This is a genomic window from Neotabrizicola shimadae (genome assembly GCF_019623905.1).
Taxonomy (GTDB): Bacteria; Pseudomonadota; Alphaproteobacteria; order Rhodobacterales; family Rhodobacteraceae; genus Neotabrizicola; species Neotabrizicola shimadae.
Genome location: NZ_CP069370.1, coordinates 97263 through 110967, shown reverse-complemented (window position 1 = coordinate 110967; position 13705 = coordinate 97263). Strand labels below are relative to the sequence as shown.

Annotated in this window: 16 protein-coding genes, 1 tRNA gene and 1 pseudogene; 6 read left to right on the top strand and 12 right to left on the bottom strand. The window is 64.6% G+C overall.

The genetic code is table 11. The features are described from left to right. Positions 1-33: 33 nt before the first annotated feature. Positions 34-897 carry an SDR family oxidoreductase gene (locus tag JO391_RS00510; protein WP_220662278.1) on the bottom strand — a complete coding sequence of 288 codons (864 nt, stop codon included), beginning with the start codon at positions 895-897 and terminating at the stop codon, positions 34-36. Positions 898-994: 97 nt separating this feature from the next. On the opposite strand from JO391_RS00510, the gene JO391_RS00505 reads away from it, so the two are divergent. Then, positions 995-1426, top strand: a complete 432-nt coding sequence (locus JO391_RS00505; protein ID WP_220662277.1) for a winged helix-turn-helix transcriptional regulator — start codon at positions 995-997, stop codon at positions 1424-1426. On the opposite strand, the gene JO391_RS00500 is transcribed toward JO391_RS00505, so the two are convergent. From JO391_RS00500 to JO391_RS00470, 7 genes are all read right to left on the bottom strand, one after another. Further along, on the bottom strand, positions 1396-1830 hold the full coding sequence (locus JO391_RS00500; RefSeq protein ID WP_375155709.1) for an arsenate-mycothiol transferase ArsC: 435 nt from the start codon (positions 1828-1830) through the stop codon (positions 1396-1398). The two genes, JO391_RS00505 and JO391_RS00500, sit on opposite strands and share 31 nt — an antisense overlap. Before the next feature lie 66 nt (positions 1831-1896). Further along, positions 1897-2376: a UPF0262 family protein gene (locus JO391_RS00495; protein ID WP_220662275.1), complete on the bottom strand. Its 480-nt coding sequence runs from the start codon at positions 2374-2376 to the stop codon at positions 1897-1899. Positions 2377-2461: 85 nt separating this feature from the next. Next, positions 2462-3769, bottom strand: a complete 1308-nt coding sequence (gene hisD, locus JO391_RS00490) for a histidinol dehydrogenase (protein WP_220662274.1) — start codon at positions 3767-3769, stop codon at positions 2462-2464. 49 nt (positions 3770-3818) lie between these two features. Further along, positions 3819-4346: a GNAT family N-acetyltransferase gene (locus JO391_RS00485; protein WP_220662273.1), complete on the bottom strand. Its 528-nt coding sequence runs from the start codon at positions 4344-4346 to the stop codon at positions 3819-3821. Beyond that, positions 4324-4800 (bottom strand): DUF2948 family protein, encoded by a 477-nt coding sequence (locus JO391_RS00480; RefSeq protein WP_220662272.1) that lies wholly within the window; start codon positions 4798-4800, stop codon positions 4324-4326. The genes JO391_RS00485 and JO391_RS00480 overlap by 23 nt, the downstream gene beginning before the upstream one ends. After that, on the bottom strand, positions 4797-6065 hold the full coding sequence (murA, locus tag JO391_RS00475) for a UDP-N-acetylglucosamine 1-carboxyvinyltransferase (RefSeq protein WP_220662271.1): 1269 nt from the start codon (positions 6063-6065) through the stop codon (positions 4797-4799). The genes JO391_RS00480 and murA overlap by 4 nt, the downstream gene beginning before the upstream one ends. Positions 6066-6073: 8 nt before the next feature. Then, the gene (locus tag JO391_RS00470) at positions 6074-6268 is read right to left on the bottom strand and encodes a hypothetical protein (RefSeq protein ID WP_220662270.1); all 195 of its coding nucleotides are present in this window, start codon (positions 6266-6268) and stop codon (positions 6074-6076) included. A gap of 127 nt (positions 6269-6395) precedes the next feature. On the opposite strand from JO391_RS00470, the gene JO391_RS00465 reads away from it, so the two are divergent. Beyond that, positions 6396-6470: transfer RNA gene (locus tag JO391_RS00465), tRNA-Thr, on the top strand. Positions 6471-6525: 55 nt separating this feature from the next. Here JO391_RS00465 and JO391_RS00460 read toward each other — a convergent pair. The 4 genes and pseudogenes from JO391_RS00460 to JO391_RS00445 form a co-directional block, all read right to left on the bottom strand. Next, positions 6526-6846 (bottom strand): tyrosine-type recombinase/integrase, encoded by a 321-nt coding sequence (locus JO391_RS00460; RefSeq protein ID WP_220662269.1) that lies wholly within the window; start codon positions 6844-6846, stop codon positions 6526-6528. 52 nt (positions 6847-6898) lie between these two features. Further along, positions 6899-7063, bottom strand: a pseudogene (locus JO391_RS00455) (transposase); the annotation flags it as partial. A gap of 179 nt (positions 7064-7242) precedes the next feature. Continuing rightward, positions 7243-8046 (bottom strand): hypothetical protein, encoded by an 804-nt coding sequence (locus JO391_RS00450; RefSeq protein WP_220662268.1) that lies wholly within the window; start codon positions 8044-8046, stop codon positions 7243-7245. Then, positions 8046-8735, bottom strand: coding sequence for a SapC family protein (locus tag JO391_RS00445; RefSeq protein ID WP_220662267.1), 690 nt, complete (start codon positions 8733-8735; stop codon positions 8046-8048). Before JO391_RS00445 ends, JO391_RS00450 begins: the two co-directional genes overlap by 1 nt. 42 nt (positions 8736-8777) lie before the next feature. On the opposite strand from JO391_RS00445, the gene JO391_RS00440 reads away from it, so the two are divergent. The 4 genes from JO391_RS00440 (at position 8778) to JO391_RS00425 (ending at position 13705) form a co-directional block, all read left to right on the top strand. Continuing rightward, the gene (locus JO391_RS00440) at positions 8778-10472 is read left to right on the top strand and encodes an ATP-binding cassette domain-containing protein (protein WP_220662266.1); all 1695 of its coding nucleotides are present in this window, start codon (positions 8778-8780) and stop codon (positions 10470-10472) included. Next, positions 10472-11872 carry an HlyD family type I secretion periplasmic adaptor subunit gene (locus tag JO391_RS00435; RefSeq protein WP_220662265.1) on the top strand — a complete coding sequence of 467 codons (1401 nt, stop codon included), beginning with the start codon at positions 10472-10474 and terminating at the stop codon, positions 11870-11872. The genes JO391_RS00440 and JO391_RS00435 overlap by 1 nt, the downstream gene beginning before the upstream one ends. Positions 11873-11889: 17 nt before the next feature. Continuing rightward, positions 11890-12714 (top strand): hypothetical protein, encoded by an 825-nt coding sequence (locus tag JO391_RS00430; protein WP_220662264.1) that lies wholly within the window; start codon positions 11890-11892, stop codon positions 12712-12714. A 115-nt stretch (positions 12715-12829) separates the two neighbouring features. Next, positions 12830-13705: a hypothetical protein gene (locus tag JO391_RS00425; protein ID WP_220662263.1), complete on the top strand. Its 876-nt coding sequence runs from the start codon at positions 12830-12832 to the stop codon at positions 13703-13705.

Genomic DNA, 13705 nt, shown 5'->3' with positions numbered 1-13705 from the left:
GAAGGGCCGGGCGCGGCCCCTCCCCCCAAGGGGTCAGGCGGCAGGCAGGGCGGCGATCGCGGCAGCCACGGTGACTGGCATCGGCGTGGTGGGTCGGCCGATCAGGCGCGACAGGGTGCGGCTGTCGTCGAACAGCGCGCCCGAGGCGGCCTTTTCGTCGCTGTCGGCCAGGACCTTCGCAAAGCCCTCGGGCACGCCGAAGCTGGCGAGGATGCCGGCATAGGTTTCGGTGGGCAGCGAGGTGTAGGGGATGGTCTTGCCGGTCAGGCGCGAGACTTCGGCGGCCATTTCGGCCATGGTGAAGGCGGTGTCGCCGGCCAGTTCATAGGCCTTGCCCTCGTGACCCTGCCCGGATGCCACGACGGCGATGGCTTCGGCATAATCGGCGCGCGGCGCGGCCGAAAGGCGGCCTTCGCCCGCCGATCCGACCATCGCGCCATGGGCCAGCGCGCCGCCGAGTGCGCCGGTCATGTTTTCGGTGTACCAGCCGTTGCGCAGCAGGGTGTAGGGCAGGCCAGAGTCGCGGATCGCGGTTTCGGTGCCGATGTGATCCTGGGCCAGGAGCATGGGGGAGGCCTCGCCCTTCAGGATCGAGGTGTAGATGATGTGGCCCACGCCTGCGGCCTTGGCGGCGTTGATGACGGCGCGGTGCTGGCCGACGCGGTCGTCCACATCGTTGGACGAGATCAGCACGAGCGTGTCCACCCCACGCAGGGCGGCCACCAGGCTTTCGGGCGCGGCCTTGTAGTCGAAGGCACGGACCGGCACGCCGAGGTCGGCGGCCTTTGCCGGGTCGCGCACCAGGGCGAGGACGCTGTCGGCCGGGACGCGCGTCTTGAGCGCGGCGATGGCGAGGCGGCCGAGATGTCCGGTGGCGCCGGTGATTGCGATGGTCATGGAAGGTCTCCTGAAGGTTCAGCGTGCCGGCACCATCCACTCTTTACTTACGAAAGAGAAGTACATACACTCTCGTAAGTATTCAGCAGGAGCGCACATGTCCGCCTTCGCCAATGCAGAGACCGCCCTGTGCTTTCCGGCGGATGTGATGGCTGCGGCCTGCCCGTCACGGCAGATCCTGACGCATCTGACCAGCCGTTGGAGCCTTCTGGTGCTGGTTGCCCTGCGCGACGGCACGCTGCGCTTTGGCGCGTTGAAGCGGCGGATCGGCGGGATCAGCGAGCGGATGCTGGCACAGACCCTGGGCGTGCTGGAAGGCGACGGCTTTGTGGAGCGGCGCGCGCTGGAGGTGGTGCCGCCGCATGTGGAATACAGCCTGACGCCTCTTGGCCGCGAGGCGGCTGAGCGGGTTCTGGGGCTGACCGGGTGGATCGAAGCCAACCTTGGCGCGATCCTTGGCGCGGGTGCCGCCGCGGGCTGCGCGACGGCTGTGCCGGATCAGGCGGCGGCGGAATTGCCTTCGCCCTGACCGGCGGCACCGGGTTCTGACGGCGGTCCGAAGCGCGCGATCATCCTGTCGCGGATCTGGTCGCGCGACTGGCGATAGGCGGCGAGCTTTGCCTCGCGCGATTCGCCCAGACCCGTAGGGTCGAGGATCGGCCAGTATTCGACTTCGAGGTGATTGTGGCGCGTCAGTTCCAGCGCCATGCGCTGGCTGGCAGGAGACAGCGCGACGATCAAGTCGAACTGGCCAAGGTCATCGCCCCATTCCTTCATCTCGTCGAAGGAACGCGAACGGTGGCGGCTGAGTTCGATGTCCATCTCGCGGCAGACGGCGATGGAGAAGCCGTCCACCTCCATGTCGTTCTTGACGCCGGCCGATTGCACATAGGCGCGCTGGCCGTAGAGCTTCTTCATCAGCCCTTCGGCCATGGGTGAGCGCACAGCGTTGTGGTCGCAACAGAACAGCACCGCCTGCGGGAAGGCCTGGCCCAACCGTTACCCCCAGTGCAGAACGCAGATGAGGGTGAACAGGCGGCGGGCGGTGTCCTTGTCGACCTCGGCCTTGCCTTCCAGCCGTTCCTGCAGCACGCGGGCACCTTCGTTGTGGATGCCGCGTCGCGCCATGTCGATGGCCTCGATCTGGCTGGGCGGCAGACGTTTCACAGCCTCGAAATAGCTTTCGCAGATCTGGAAGTAATCCTTCACCACCTGCCGGAACGGGCCGAGCGACAGGTGGAATTCGCCCACCTTCTCGCCGGGTTCCGTGGCTACGTCGAACACAAGGCGTCCGTCGCGGATGGCGAGGCCAAGGCGGTAGGGGCCGGGCGGAACAAGGCGGTCGTCGCGCTTCGGCAGACCGAAGCTGTTTTCTTCCAGCAGGTCGAAGATAGCGACGCGGCGTTCCTGCTCGATCTCGGGCGTGGGCCGCGCAAGCGACTTCTCGTCCAGCTCGATGGCGGAGATGCGGTTGGTCATGGGATCATGTCCTCCAACTCATGCTCCTCCCGGGCGGGACGTTAGGGGGTTCCGGCGGGCGGGCCAAGTGGTTCCTTGCACCATGTCAGCCCTGCCGGTTCAGCCGGTCGAGCCGGGCGCGCACGGACAGGCCGTGGGCCTGAAGGCTTTCGCTGGTGGCCAGCCGTTCGGCGGAGGGGCCGATGGCGGCCAGGGCATCGGGCGTCATGCGGGCGATCGTGGTGCGTTTCATGAAATCGAGCACCGAGAGGCCGGAGGAGAACCGCGCCGAACGGGCGGTTGGCAGGACGTGGTTCGGCCCTCCGACATAGTCGCCGATGGCCTCGGGCGTGAAGGCGCCCAGAAAGATCGCCCCGGCGTGGATGCACATGGGCCCCAGCGCCTCTGGATCGTCGGTGAGGATCTCCAAATGCTCGGGCGCGATGCGGTTGGAGAGGGCGGCGGCCTCGTCCAGGTCGCGCACCAGGATGATGGCGCCGTTGTTGGCCCATGAGGCCCCGGCGATGGCGCGGCGCTCCAGGCTTTCCAGCCGCTTCGCGACGGCGGCGGCAACGGCATGGGCGAGCGCCTCGTCGGGGGTGATGAGGATGGCCTGGGCGCTTTCGTCGTGTTCGGCCTGGGACAGAAGGTCAAGCGCGATCCAGTCAGGGTCCTGCCCTGCCCCGGCGATGACCAGAACCTCGGAAGGCCCGGCGATCATGTCGATGCCGACGCGACCGAAGACGCGGCGCTTGGCGGCGGCGACATAGGCGTTTCCGGGGCCGGTGATCTTGTCCACCGGGCTGATGGTTTCGGTGCCGTAAGCCAGCGCCGCAATCGCCTGGGCGCCGCCGATGCGGTAGACGGCATCCACACCGGCGAGTTCGGCGGCCAGGAGGACCAGGGGGTTCACCGCGCCGCCCGGCGTGGGGCAGGCGATGACGAGCCGTTCCACGCCGGCCACTCGTGCGGGGATGGCGTTCATCAGGACCGAGGACGGATAGGAGGCGAGCCCCCCCGGCACGTAGAGACCGGCGGCGGAAACGGCGGTCCAGCGCCAGCCGAGCGTGGCGCCCGTGGCATCGGTCCAGCTTTCATCGGCCGGCTTCTGCCGGGCGTGATAGGCTCGGATGCGGTCGGCGGCGAGTTCCAGCGCGGCGCGGTCTTCGGGCGAGACCCTGGCGATTTCGGCCGCGATCTCGGCCTTCGAGAAGGCGAGCGTCCCGGAGGTGAGGGTCAGCCGGTCGAAGCGGGCTGTCAGGTCCACCAGCGCGGCATCGCCGCGGCTGCGGACGTCGGCGATGATGGCGGCGACGGCTTGGTCCACATCCTCGGCCTCTTCGCGCTTCATGCCGAGAAGCGCGCGGAACTCGGCCTCGAAGTGGGCATCGCGGGTGTTCAGGTGCATCGGCATGGGCGGGACTCCCTTTCGCGTTTCCCTTTACGGAAGCGCGCGCGCCGCCTCAAGCACCGGTCCTGTCGCGGGAGAGGGTCTTTTCCATCGGATGCCCCTCGATCCAGCGGCCCTGCCGCGGCGGCGCGGCGGGTTGCCAGCCGCGGACAAGGTAGAAGGCGCGGGCGGTGGCGGTGGAGGTCAGCCGAGCGGTGACGGTGCCCTGTCGGGCCAACGCCTGCTCCATCGCTGCCAGCAGGGCGGTCGAGGCGCCGCTGCCGCGCGCCGCGGGGGCCACATAGTTCAGCGTGATCTTGCCGCCGCCTTCGGCATGGCCGTCGCGCGTGGTCTGGCCGACCGCGACGATCTGTCCTTCGCGCAGGGCAAGCCAGACGGTGGCATTGGGGTCGCCGATCATTGCCGCCAGCCCCTCGGTCGTCTTGTTGGCAAGCCAGGCTGTCAGGGCAGCGGGATCATTGCCATGGTCGGCGGAGCACAGGTCGCGGATCGAGGCGGCCACGGTGGCAGCGGCCTCGGCAGCATCTGCCGGGCGGGCGGCACGAACAGTGAGCCGATCAGTCGGGGTGGCGGGGAACATGGCCGGAGGGCGCGAGGTAGGGGCGGCTCACATCGGTGAGGGCCATGTCCAGCGCCTCGACCTGGAGCGCGATGGCGCCGTCGCCGGCAAGCGTGAGAAGGACAGTTCCAGCGCCCTCGGCACCGGCCTGGAAATCGACGGACAGCAACGACAGGATGGTTTCGCGGTCCTGCCGGTCGATGCCCTGAGTCCGGGCCTTCAGCACATCCTGCACCACAAGGACAGAGCGGACACGTTCCACTCCGCGGCCCGCGCGTTGCGCGGCTTCGGCGTCTTCCCAGCGGAAGCGGTTCAGCATCAGGGCAAAGCGCCGGGTGCGGCGGTCGAAGGACATCTCGGTGATCGGAAAGATCGAATCCTGCACCAGGGCGGCGATGACCTTCAGGTCATCGGCATCCTCGGCCATCAGGTGCAGCGGGCGGTCGTCGCCATCTTCGAACCGCGCGTCGGTCATGCCTGGACCCGTTCGATATGGGCGCCGACCGCGCGCAACTTTTCCTCGACCCGTTCATAGCCGCGGTCCAGGTGATAGACCCGGCTGACCACGGTTTCGCCCTCGGCAGCAAGGCCCGCGAGGATCAGGCTCACGCTTGCGCGCAGGTCGGTGGCCATGACCGGGGCGCCGCGCAGCTTTTCCACGCCGGTTACGGTGGCGGTGCCGCCGTGCACGTCGATCCGGGCGCCCATGCGCATGAGTTCCGGGGCGTGCATGAAGCGGTTCTCGAAGATCTTCTCCTCCAGCACCGAGGTGCCTTGGGCTGTGCAGAGGAGCGCCATCATCTGCGCCTGAAGGTCGGTCGGGAAGCCGGGGAAGGGTTCGGTCGTGACGTCAACGGCATGGACGCGACCGTTCTTGCGCGCGACCTTCAACCCGCGTTCGGTTTCGGTGACCGAAACGCCGGCGCGGTCGAGCTTTTCGGCGAAGGCGCCAACGAGTTCGAGCCGGCCTCCCAGACATTCGACCTCGCCGCCGCAGATCGCGGGGGCCAGCATGTAGGTGCCCAGTTCGATCCGGTCGGTGACGACGGGGTGGGTCGCGCCGCCCAGGCGGTCGACGCCCTGGATGGTGATGGTGTCCGTCCCCTCGCCCTCGATCTGCGCGCCCATGCGGCGCAGGCAGCGGGCCAGATCGACGATTTCCGGCTCGCGCGCGGCGGTCTTGAGGACGGTGGTGCCCTTGGCCAGCGTGGCGGCCATCAGCGCATTCTCGGTGGCGCCGACCGAGACGAAGGGAAACTCCACCACCGCGCCCTTCAGCCGGCCGCCCGGCGCGCGGGCATGGACATAGCCGTCGCGCAGGTCCAGCTCGGCCCCCATCGCCTCCAGCGCCTTGAGGTGCAGGTCAACGGGGCGCGCGCCGATGGCGCAGCCGCCGGGCAACGAGACCACGGCCTGACCTTCGCGCGCGAGCATGGGCCCGAGCACGAGGATCGAGGCGCGCATCTTGCGGACGATGTCGTAATCGGCCTTGTGATTGGTGATGCGGTGCGAGGACATGGCCAACACCAGCCCATCCTGCAGGCCCGCAACCTCGGCCCCGAGCGATTGCAGAAGCTGCGTCATCGTACGGATGTCCGACAGCCGCGGCGCATTGGTCAGCGTCAGCGGTTCGTCCGACAGAAGGGTGGCCGGCATCAGCGTGAGACAGGCGTTCTTCGCGCCCGCGATCGGGATGCTGCCATTGAGCGGGCCATTGCCGCGAACCAGAATCGAATCCATGCCTGCCTCTATGCTTCGCGGGTGGTCCCGTCGCCGTTTCTTGACTCGTCTTGCGGATCGCCCTCGCCAACCGCGCGGGCCCGGGCCTGGGCCTTGCGCCGGCCCATGTTGGCCTTGAGCGCGGCTTTCAGCCGGTCCTCGCGCGTGGGTGCGGCGGGTTTCGCGGCCGCCTTGCCCTTTGGTGTTTCCGGGTTCCGATCCATGCGGACCTCTGTATCGCAGCCCCGGCAAGGGGTCCAGCGGGAGGGTCTGTTTTGCTCTTGCGCGGGCCGCTCTTTGCGTCTAATGACCGCCACGCGCCGCGGCACAGACGCCGCAAGCGCCACCGGCGCTGCAGTAGCTCAGTGGTAGAGCACTCCCTTGGTAAGGGAGAGGTCGAGAGTTCAATCCTCTCTTGCAGCACCATCCAACCCACTGATTTCATGATGCAAAGTATGTAATGAAGGGGATGACCCATGGTTCATTGAACCTTCCTGATCTTTCCGAACTCCAGGACATTCGCGGCCCGGCGCAGGTGATCCGGGCTGAACCTGGCATACACCTGCCGGGTAGTCTGGGTGTTGGAGTGTCCGAGAAACTGAGCGATATCTTCCATGGGCACCCCGCCCTTGGCCATATGGACCGCTGCGGTTTGTCTCAGAACACGCGGTGTGACCCCTTCCAGCCCGGCCCGCTTCAGTACGGCGTTGAACCCGGTCTTGATCAACTGGACCAGCTTGTTGCCCCACTGCGCCACATGGCCAGACAGCGCGGCCGCGCGCTCAGTCGTGAGCACTGCCATGAGGTGTCGTTGATCGGCACGATGGCGTGGCCCTTGCGCGGGCCGGCGGCACGCCATACTCCCTGGGCGCAGCGCACCACCTCAAACCATTGAGATTGCTGAAGACCATGCCGATCAGGACGCGCGGATCACCGACACGCGGTCTGCCTTGGCTCTTCGGAATGGGCGGCTGAAATCGCGCCATCTGCGCGTCCGTCAGCCAGAACAGGTTGCTCATGGTTCAGTCTCCGCACCCAGCCTGAATCATGCCCCAGCAGCGACATCAATGTGTCCCGAGCCCACGGGCAACGCTATCGTTCTGATTTCATTGAATTCGTCATCTCATGGTTAAGGGACGCGCGAAAATTCCCCAGGATCGCGTGGGGGCCGTGGTGGTTGCAATCCCCGTGCCCGGCGTCATGCGGTGGTGTCGGGCAGTGTCTGGCCGGCCGTTAGCGCGGTGAAGTCAAGCAGCACATCGTTGCTCAGGAATGATTGCTGCCGAAGTACATTTTCGCGTTGCAGCTCGGGCCGCATGGCGGGGCCGCGCGCGGGCTTCAGGATCTCGACACGTCGGTGCCTGACCGAATACTCCATCACCGCGACCAGCCGCAGCGCCAGCGCGTGATCAGAGAGGTCGTCGCTCTCGCAGGGATCGCCGAGGGCTTCCGCGACCTCGTGTCCGACCGCCACTTCCGGGTTCGGAAGCCAGTATCCGGCGTCAAGGCCCTCTGCAGCTGGCGCCGCGCACAGAAGCCCACGCTTGACAGCAATCCGAGCGGCAGCCAGCAGCCGCAGATGACCCGTCTGCTGTGCAATCAGCATGTCTTGGACCCGCCGCCGCAACTCCTCGGGGCGTGCGCTACCCGGGACCGCGTGATCGTCCACAAGCCTCATCAGCCGGCCGCCTGGTTCGGCGAAGAATGGCAGGAGACGGGTGGCCAGAGGGCGATATCCGCAAGCAAAGCGGCCATCCTGCGTGAAGGCCGGCCGGGCCAAACTCTCGGGGCGCAGGTCGGCCATCACTACTGGACCAACGCTGCAGTCGACCACTGTCAGCGGAAGATGGCGTGCGATCTGATAAACTTCAGTCAGGATCACCGGACAGAATCGAAGATGTCTCAAGCGGTCGTCAAACTGCCGATCTGCCCAAGCCACCAGCCCGCCGTCGTCCAAAGGCTCTGCGCCACGAACGCCGGGCAGCACGTCATACCACCGCATCAGGCGGCACCCTTCGATTGTTCGATCAGCCGTGCCATCGCATAGAGCGACATGCGCTGCGCCGAAAGAAACCGGGCGACGGTTGGCCAGTAGACCGGTGGAAACTCCATCAGAATCAGGCGGTCGTCTGGAAAGGGCCGCACAACCAGAAAGTCGGGCAGCGCGTAGGCTTCAACGATGTGGGTCGGCAGAACGACCGGTTCCACCAGATCGTGACGGAAGACGAGTTCAGTCAACCGGTGTGTGGCCTCCAGATCGTGCCGAAAGGCGTGAAGCGCGTTCAACTTGAGTTCGGCGCCCGGCAGAAGCTCGCCGTTAGGGTCGAGGACATAGGATCCCCCATCTCTTTCCCGCATGGGAGACGCCTTCTCAAACCCGATATCGGCATCGGGCTCCATCTCTCGCAAGCGCAGGGGAAAGGCCTGCAACAGAAGAGGCAGCGACCGGCGACTGAGTGAGGCAGAACCGGGAATACCCGTCACACGGTCCAATCCGCGAAGGGCAACCAATTCCGGTTCTCCGGCGACCGTATGCCGCCAAAGCAATGGCGAGCGTGCACAAAGATTCATCGCTTCGCCTAGGCAGACCGGTATCATGCGTTCAAAATGGGCAGGGCGATAGGAAAACGGATCGAAGATGCGCAGGGCGCTTCGCGTAGCCGTTTCCCAATCTTCATATGAGCTGTACATGGCGGTTCTACTGGTGGCCGGGCGTGATGGTGGGTGCCTTGCATGAGGGTTGGCAATGTCGTTCGTGAGGTCCGCGGCCGGTACGCCGCGATCTGGCTTCAGAGCGTCTTCGGAGCTCTTCTTTCGCTGACACCCTTCCTATTCATGATGCAAATCACGGAACGTGTCTATGCAAGCCGCAGCTGGGAGACTCTGGGATTTCTGGTCATTCTGTGCGCAGTTCTTGTGCTTGCATGGGGGATGCTTGACCACTATCGCAGCATGGCGCTCTCCGCACTCGGCTACCGGATCGACAATGAACTGCGCCAGGGCGTCTATGATGCAGTGCATGTCGGAGAGTCGCCGGCGGCAGTCGGGGCGTTCAGCGATATCGCCGTAGTCCGGCAAGGCCTGACGGGGCCCTTGGTCGAATCTGCGATGGACGCTTCGCTTTCCCCGATTTTCATCACTGTCCTCTTCATCCTGAATATCTACTTTGGCCTCTTTGCCATTGCCTACCTGCTTGTACTGGCCGCTCTCAGCCTGTGGTCCCGCACAATATGGCAAAGCGTGCGCAGTTCCGCGCGAGAAGACGAAGAGCAAGCCTTTGCCTTCGGCATGGCCACGGCAGCGCGCCGCGACACGATCCGTGCCATGAACATCCTACCCGGTGTCCGGAAGGAATGGGCCGCACTTCAGGACAGCGCATCCCAGACGATGCTGGCCGGCCTTGCCCGTGCAAGCCGGATCGACAGCGTGATCGGCATGCTCCAATTGAGCCAGATGATCATGCTCATCGGCATTGGCGCGGTCCTCTACCTGAACGACGAAGCCTCGATCAACTCGGGCTTCGCCGCATTCATCGTGATGATACGCGGTGTCGGCCCCGCCGTGTCGCTGGCCCGCAACCTTTGGACGATCAGCGAACTTCGCGCCGCATGGGGCCGTCTTGACGTCCTGCTTGCCGACAGAAAAGAGCCACCTTCGGCGCCTCTGCCGGAGATGAAGGGCCAGATAACGTGCGAAAATCTGTCCTATCTGGGGTCTGACGGGAAGGTTGTCCTCTCTGGTGTCCGCTTCTCTGTGCCGGCCGGCTCCGTTGTCGGTGTGGTCGGGCCCAGCGGCGCCGGAAAGTCAACGCTGCTTCGCCTTCTGGCCGGGGCGGCTGCCCCGACATCGGGAAGCGTAAAGATCGACGGCTTCCCCATCGAACAGTGGCCGCCCAGCCAGCGAGGCCCTGAAATTGGCTATCTTCCGCAAAGCATTGACCTGCTCCCCGGCAGCATCTGGCAGAATGTCACGCGCTTCGCGCCTGAAGATGCGGACTTGACCCGCCAGATCACCGAAGCGCTCGACAGGGCCGGCGCGACCGATATCGTCCAGGCTCGTGGTCGTGGGCTCGGTTTCCGCCTTGGCGAGAACGGCGCCCCGCTTTCGGGCGGCCAAAGGCAGCGCATCGCACTTGCCAGGGCATTCTTCGGCGATCCGACCCTGCTGGTGCTGGATGAACCCAATTCCGCCCTCGACGCCAGCGGCGAGGCGACGCTGCTCAAGTCCATGGCGGGCCTACGCGAACGCGGCAGCACCATCTTCTTCAGCACCCACAAACTCGGCCTCCTTTGGATCTGTGACTACATCGTCGTGATCATGGACGGCTACATGCACTCATTCAGCACCCGGGACGACATCCTCGCGCGCCTCGGCACTGCCGGAAACACGCTGCTGGTGCCGGCAACCGCAACGGGGAGCAGCGCCTGATGTCCGGCCCGGCACAGGCCACGGCGCACCGGATCGACCCGCCGCCCTCGGCAATCGCGGGTTCAATGAGAACGGCGGCAAACCGGCAAGTGTCTGCTGCTGTTGCCAGTTGCGACGCGATGGTCCACAGATCCCTTCGATCGGCATTGATCGTCATCTTTCTCACATTCGGGGTCACCGGCACCTGGCTCGCCCTGGCGCGGCTCGACAGCGCGGTGGTAGCCCAAGGTGTCGTCGAGAATGCCAGCACGACACGTCTCATTCAGCACCTGGAGGGTGGAATCGTCGCAGAGATCCTTGTCCGGAACGGCCAGACTGTCCGGCAAGGCGATGTCCTCGTGCGATTTGACCCCACCCAAAGCGCCGCAACCGCCGACCTTTTCTCGACTCAGATACTTGGCAACCAGCTGCGCCAGGAACGACTTCAGGCCGAAATCGACATGGCAGAGACGCTGGTGTTCAGCCCGGCACTCGCCGAACGGCTGACGGCCATGCCCGACATGGCCAAAGTCGCCGACAATGAACGCAAGCGGTTCGAACTGCAGCGCAAGGAACTGCTGCAATCACGCGACCTTCTGCAAACGAACGTCGCCCAGGCTCAGAAAGAGATCGAGGCCAGCGAAGTCGCCCGAGACATCGCCCGGCGCGAGGCGGCCCTCGTCCAATCCGATCTCGAGGACCAGAAATCCCTTCGCGAGCGCGGGCTCGCAAGCCAGTCTCGCGTGACCGAACTGGAACAGGCCAGCCTCGGGCTGGAAGAACGGATCGCTCAAGCCGATATCAGCATCGCCCGGATCCAGCAGCAGATCATAGGTGTCAAACTTCAGATCGCCCAACTGGAACAGGAGTATCGCGGCCGTGCCGCCGACGAGATGGAGGCCGTCACCCGCGAGATCCGATCTCTTGAGCGTGACTCGATCATCGCGAAGGACTCACTGAAGCGGATCGAACTCCGCTCGCCGGTCGACGGGATCGTGCAGGAAAGCACACTTGGCACAGTGGGCGCCGTCGTGCCCGGCGGCGCAACGATAATGAAGATCGCCCCGCTGCATGACGAGTTCGTCATCGTTTCGCGCATTGCGCCCAACGACATAGACGGAATCGCCCCCGATTCCGAGGCGCTGATCACGTTTCCTGCCTACCAGTTGATGGACCTCCCGCCAGCCAAGGGCAAACTCCTGACCTTGTCACGCGATCGGATCGTCGATCCGCAAACGCGGGCAGATTTCTACGAGGCCCGCATAAGGCTTGACCTGACCTCCCTGCCAGAGGGTCCGCGCTCCAAACTCGTGGCGGGCATGTCCGCCACCACGATACTCCCGACCGGCGAACGGTCTGCGCTCAGCTATTTGATCGGACCCCTGCAGAGGCGACTGCACAGCGCGATGCGCGAGGAATAGCGGAAGGACTGGCCGGAGTGGCAGAGGCGTCGTCAAGAAAGAGATACGAAAAGCTCAGGCTGTCACCGGGCATCCTGACAATCCGCAGCGCTGCGGAACCCGGACTGGGGTTCAACGCCATCATACGGCCCATCGTGCCACTGGCCTCGCGTCACGCGATTACGCTGGTCTTCGATCCGTCCAACGCAGGGGGTGCGCTTACGCGCCCTGATGAAATCTGTGTTATCCGATGCAGTGACACGGCCGAGATCCTTCTCGAACTCCTGATTCCAGAGGGCTCAACCGCGCTACACGGCGGGGTTGAAATTGACTATCTGGTGAAATCAGGGCCCCGTCCAACACTCTCCCCTTCGGCCGATCTGACCGCTTATATCGACCGGTCGGGGGACAGGTCCGTCAGATTCGGCTCCTGGATAGGGGGGGAAGTCGCGGATCAGGCAATCCTTGGCCTCATGCTTCACCACCGCGCCCACCCGCCGCGCATCGTGCTGCAAAATCCGGTCACCGGCCAGATCGCGGCCCCCGGTGAATTTCTCGCAGGCGGCGCGGGAGGCCGACCCTTCTCCCAGTTGCGCATCTGGATCGAAGACCCGGATGGACAATTCCGCCTGTCCGCGTCGGCCGAATTCGAACTTGCCGGGCGCACAGAGGTGACCGGAACCTTTCTCACACTGACCGGGGCAAACCCGGCAGACCGGCTGCTTCGCCTCAAACTTCAGTTGACTGAAGTGAAGGCAACAGTGGATGCGACCGTCAGGCCCCAGCCGGCTTCCGGTCGCCATAGCCGTATCCGCATCTTTAGAAAGTCTACGGAGAAACGAGGCCGTGTTGATTGCCCATAGTTTAGGCAGATATCTCGATAGCCTGTGGATCACCCGGCAACACAGTTGATCAGTCCCCTTCGAAACGGTTCACTATAAGCCAAGACGGTTGGGTCACGAATCGCGGATGGGTTGAATGATTATTGGGGCCATTGAAAGCGCGTCGGACGGTGTCATTACAGGCTGGATGCACTGCAGGTCGTCTATTTTGACAGGTCAGACCGTTCTTGCCTATCTTGATGGTGTCTGTGTCGGCTCTGGCGAAATCGGGACCTTCCGTCAGGATCTTTGTGATGCGGGTCTTGCAGATGGCAAGCTCGGCTTTTCGTTTCCCATTTCCTTGCCGCAGCAAAATGACGCACGTCGGGTCGTGGTCTCACTCCAGAACTGCGAGGCATTTCTTCTTCAGCCTGGTGCACGCGTTGTCGATTCTTCAGCACCCGCCCAGCCGGACACCTATGTCTGCGGCAGACTGCCCGGTTCCGACCGCCTGCGCTGGATGAGAAATGTGGCCGCCTTCGAGGCGAAGGACTACGAATTGATGCGAACGCTGATCGAATTTGGCGCAGCAAATGAAGTCATCGACAGTGAACAGCCGGAAGACAGGCTGCGCAAGGTCTTTGAACTCGCCGCTCTTGGCCCGGTCGGCATCGGCCATGTCGATATTCCGGCAGAGGCGAACCTTGCTACCTACATGTCCGATCATCGGCCCGCCGGCCATTCCGGGCTTTTCGCGCTCGTTGGCGACCGGCGCACAACCGTATCCGTGCAGGAAACGCCGGAAGCCATGCCGGGGACCAGGGCAGATGCTCCGGTAGTGGGCGGAATCGAATACATGTTCGGTCCGAACATGGCTTTGATCTTGCGGAGGTGGACTCCGTTCTCGGCAACCCGGCTCAATGCCGGCAAGGTGAGATGCTACTTCCCGACCTATCCGGAGGATCTGGTCGCCAGTGCAGAGGTCGCGGCCGCTCAGGCCGAGACCACGTCTGAACGCCGCGCGTTTTCCTGA

Bases quoted from the DNA above. Each gene is read 5' to 3' on its own strand.
- JO391_RS00460 (WP_220662269.1), bottom strand. From the start codon at position 6,846: ATGGCAGTGCTCACGACTGAGCGCGCGGCCGCGCTGTCTGGCCATGTG.
- JO391_RS00470 (WP_220662270.1), bottom strand. From the start codon at position 6,268: ATGGATCGGAACCCGGAAACACCAAAGGGCAAGGCGGCCGCGAAACCC.
- JO391_RS00510 (WP_220662278.1), bottom strand. From the start codon at position 897: ATGACCATCGCAATCACCGGCGCCACCGGACATCTCGGCCGCCTCGCC.
- JO391_RS00485 (WP_220662273.1), bottom strand. From the start codon at position 4,346: ATGTTCCCCGCCACCCCGACTGATCGGCTCACTGTTCGTGCCGCCCGC.
- JO391_RS00440 (WP_220662266.1), top strand. From the start codon at position 8,778: ATGAGGGTTGGCAATGTCGTTCGTGAGGTCCGCGGCCGGTACGCCGCG.
- murA (WP_220662271.1), bottom strand. From the start codon at position 6,065: ATGGATTCGATTCTGGTTCGCGGCAATGGCCCGCTCAATGGCAGCATC.
- JO391_RS00435 (WP_220662265.1), top strand. From the start codon at position 10,472: ATGTCCGGCCCGGCACAGGCCACGGCGCACCGGATCGACCCGCCGCCC.
- JO391_RS00425 (WP_220662263.1), top strand. From the start codon at position 12,830: ATGATTATTGGGGCCATTGAAAGCGCGTCGGACGGTGTCATTACAGGC.
- JO391_RS00480 (WP_220662272.1), bottom strand. From the start codon at position 4,800: ATGACCGACGCGCGGTTCGAAGATGGCGACGACCGCCCGCTGCACCTG.
- hisD (WP_220662274.1), bottom strand. From the start codon at position 3,769: ATGCCGATGCACCTGAACACCCGCGATGCCCACTTCGAGGCCGAGTTC.
- JO391_RS00445 (WP_220662267.1), bottom strand. From the start codon at position 8,735: ATGTACAGCTCATATGAAGATTGGGAAACGGCTACGCGAAGCGCCCTG.
- JO391_RS00495 (WP_220662275.1), bottom strand. From the start codon at position 2,376: ATGACCAACCGCATCTCCGCCATCGAGCTGGACGAGAAGTCGCTTGCG.
- JO391_RS00500 (WP_375155709.1), bottom strand. From the start codon at position 1,830: ATGGCCGAAGGGCTGATGAAGAAGCTCTACGGCCAGCGCGCCTATGTG.
- JO391_RS00505 (WP_220662277.1), top strand. From the start codon at position 995: ATGTCCGCCTTCGCCAATGCAGAGACCGCCCTGTGCTTTCCGGCGGAT.
- JO391_RS00450 (WP_220662268.1), bottom strand. From the start codon at position 8,046: ATGCGGTGGTATGACGTGCTGCCCGGCGTTCGTGGCGCAGAGCCTTTG.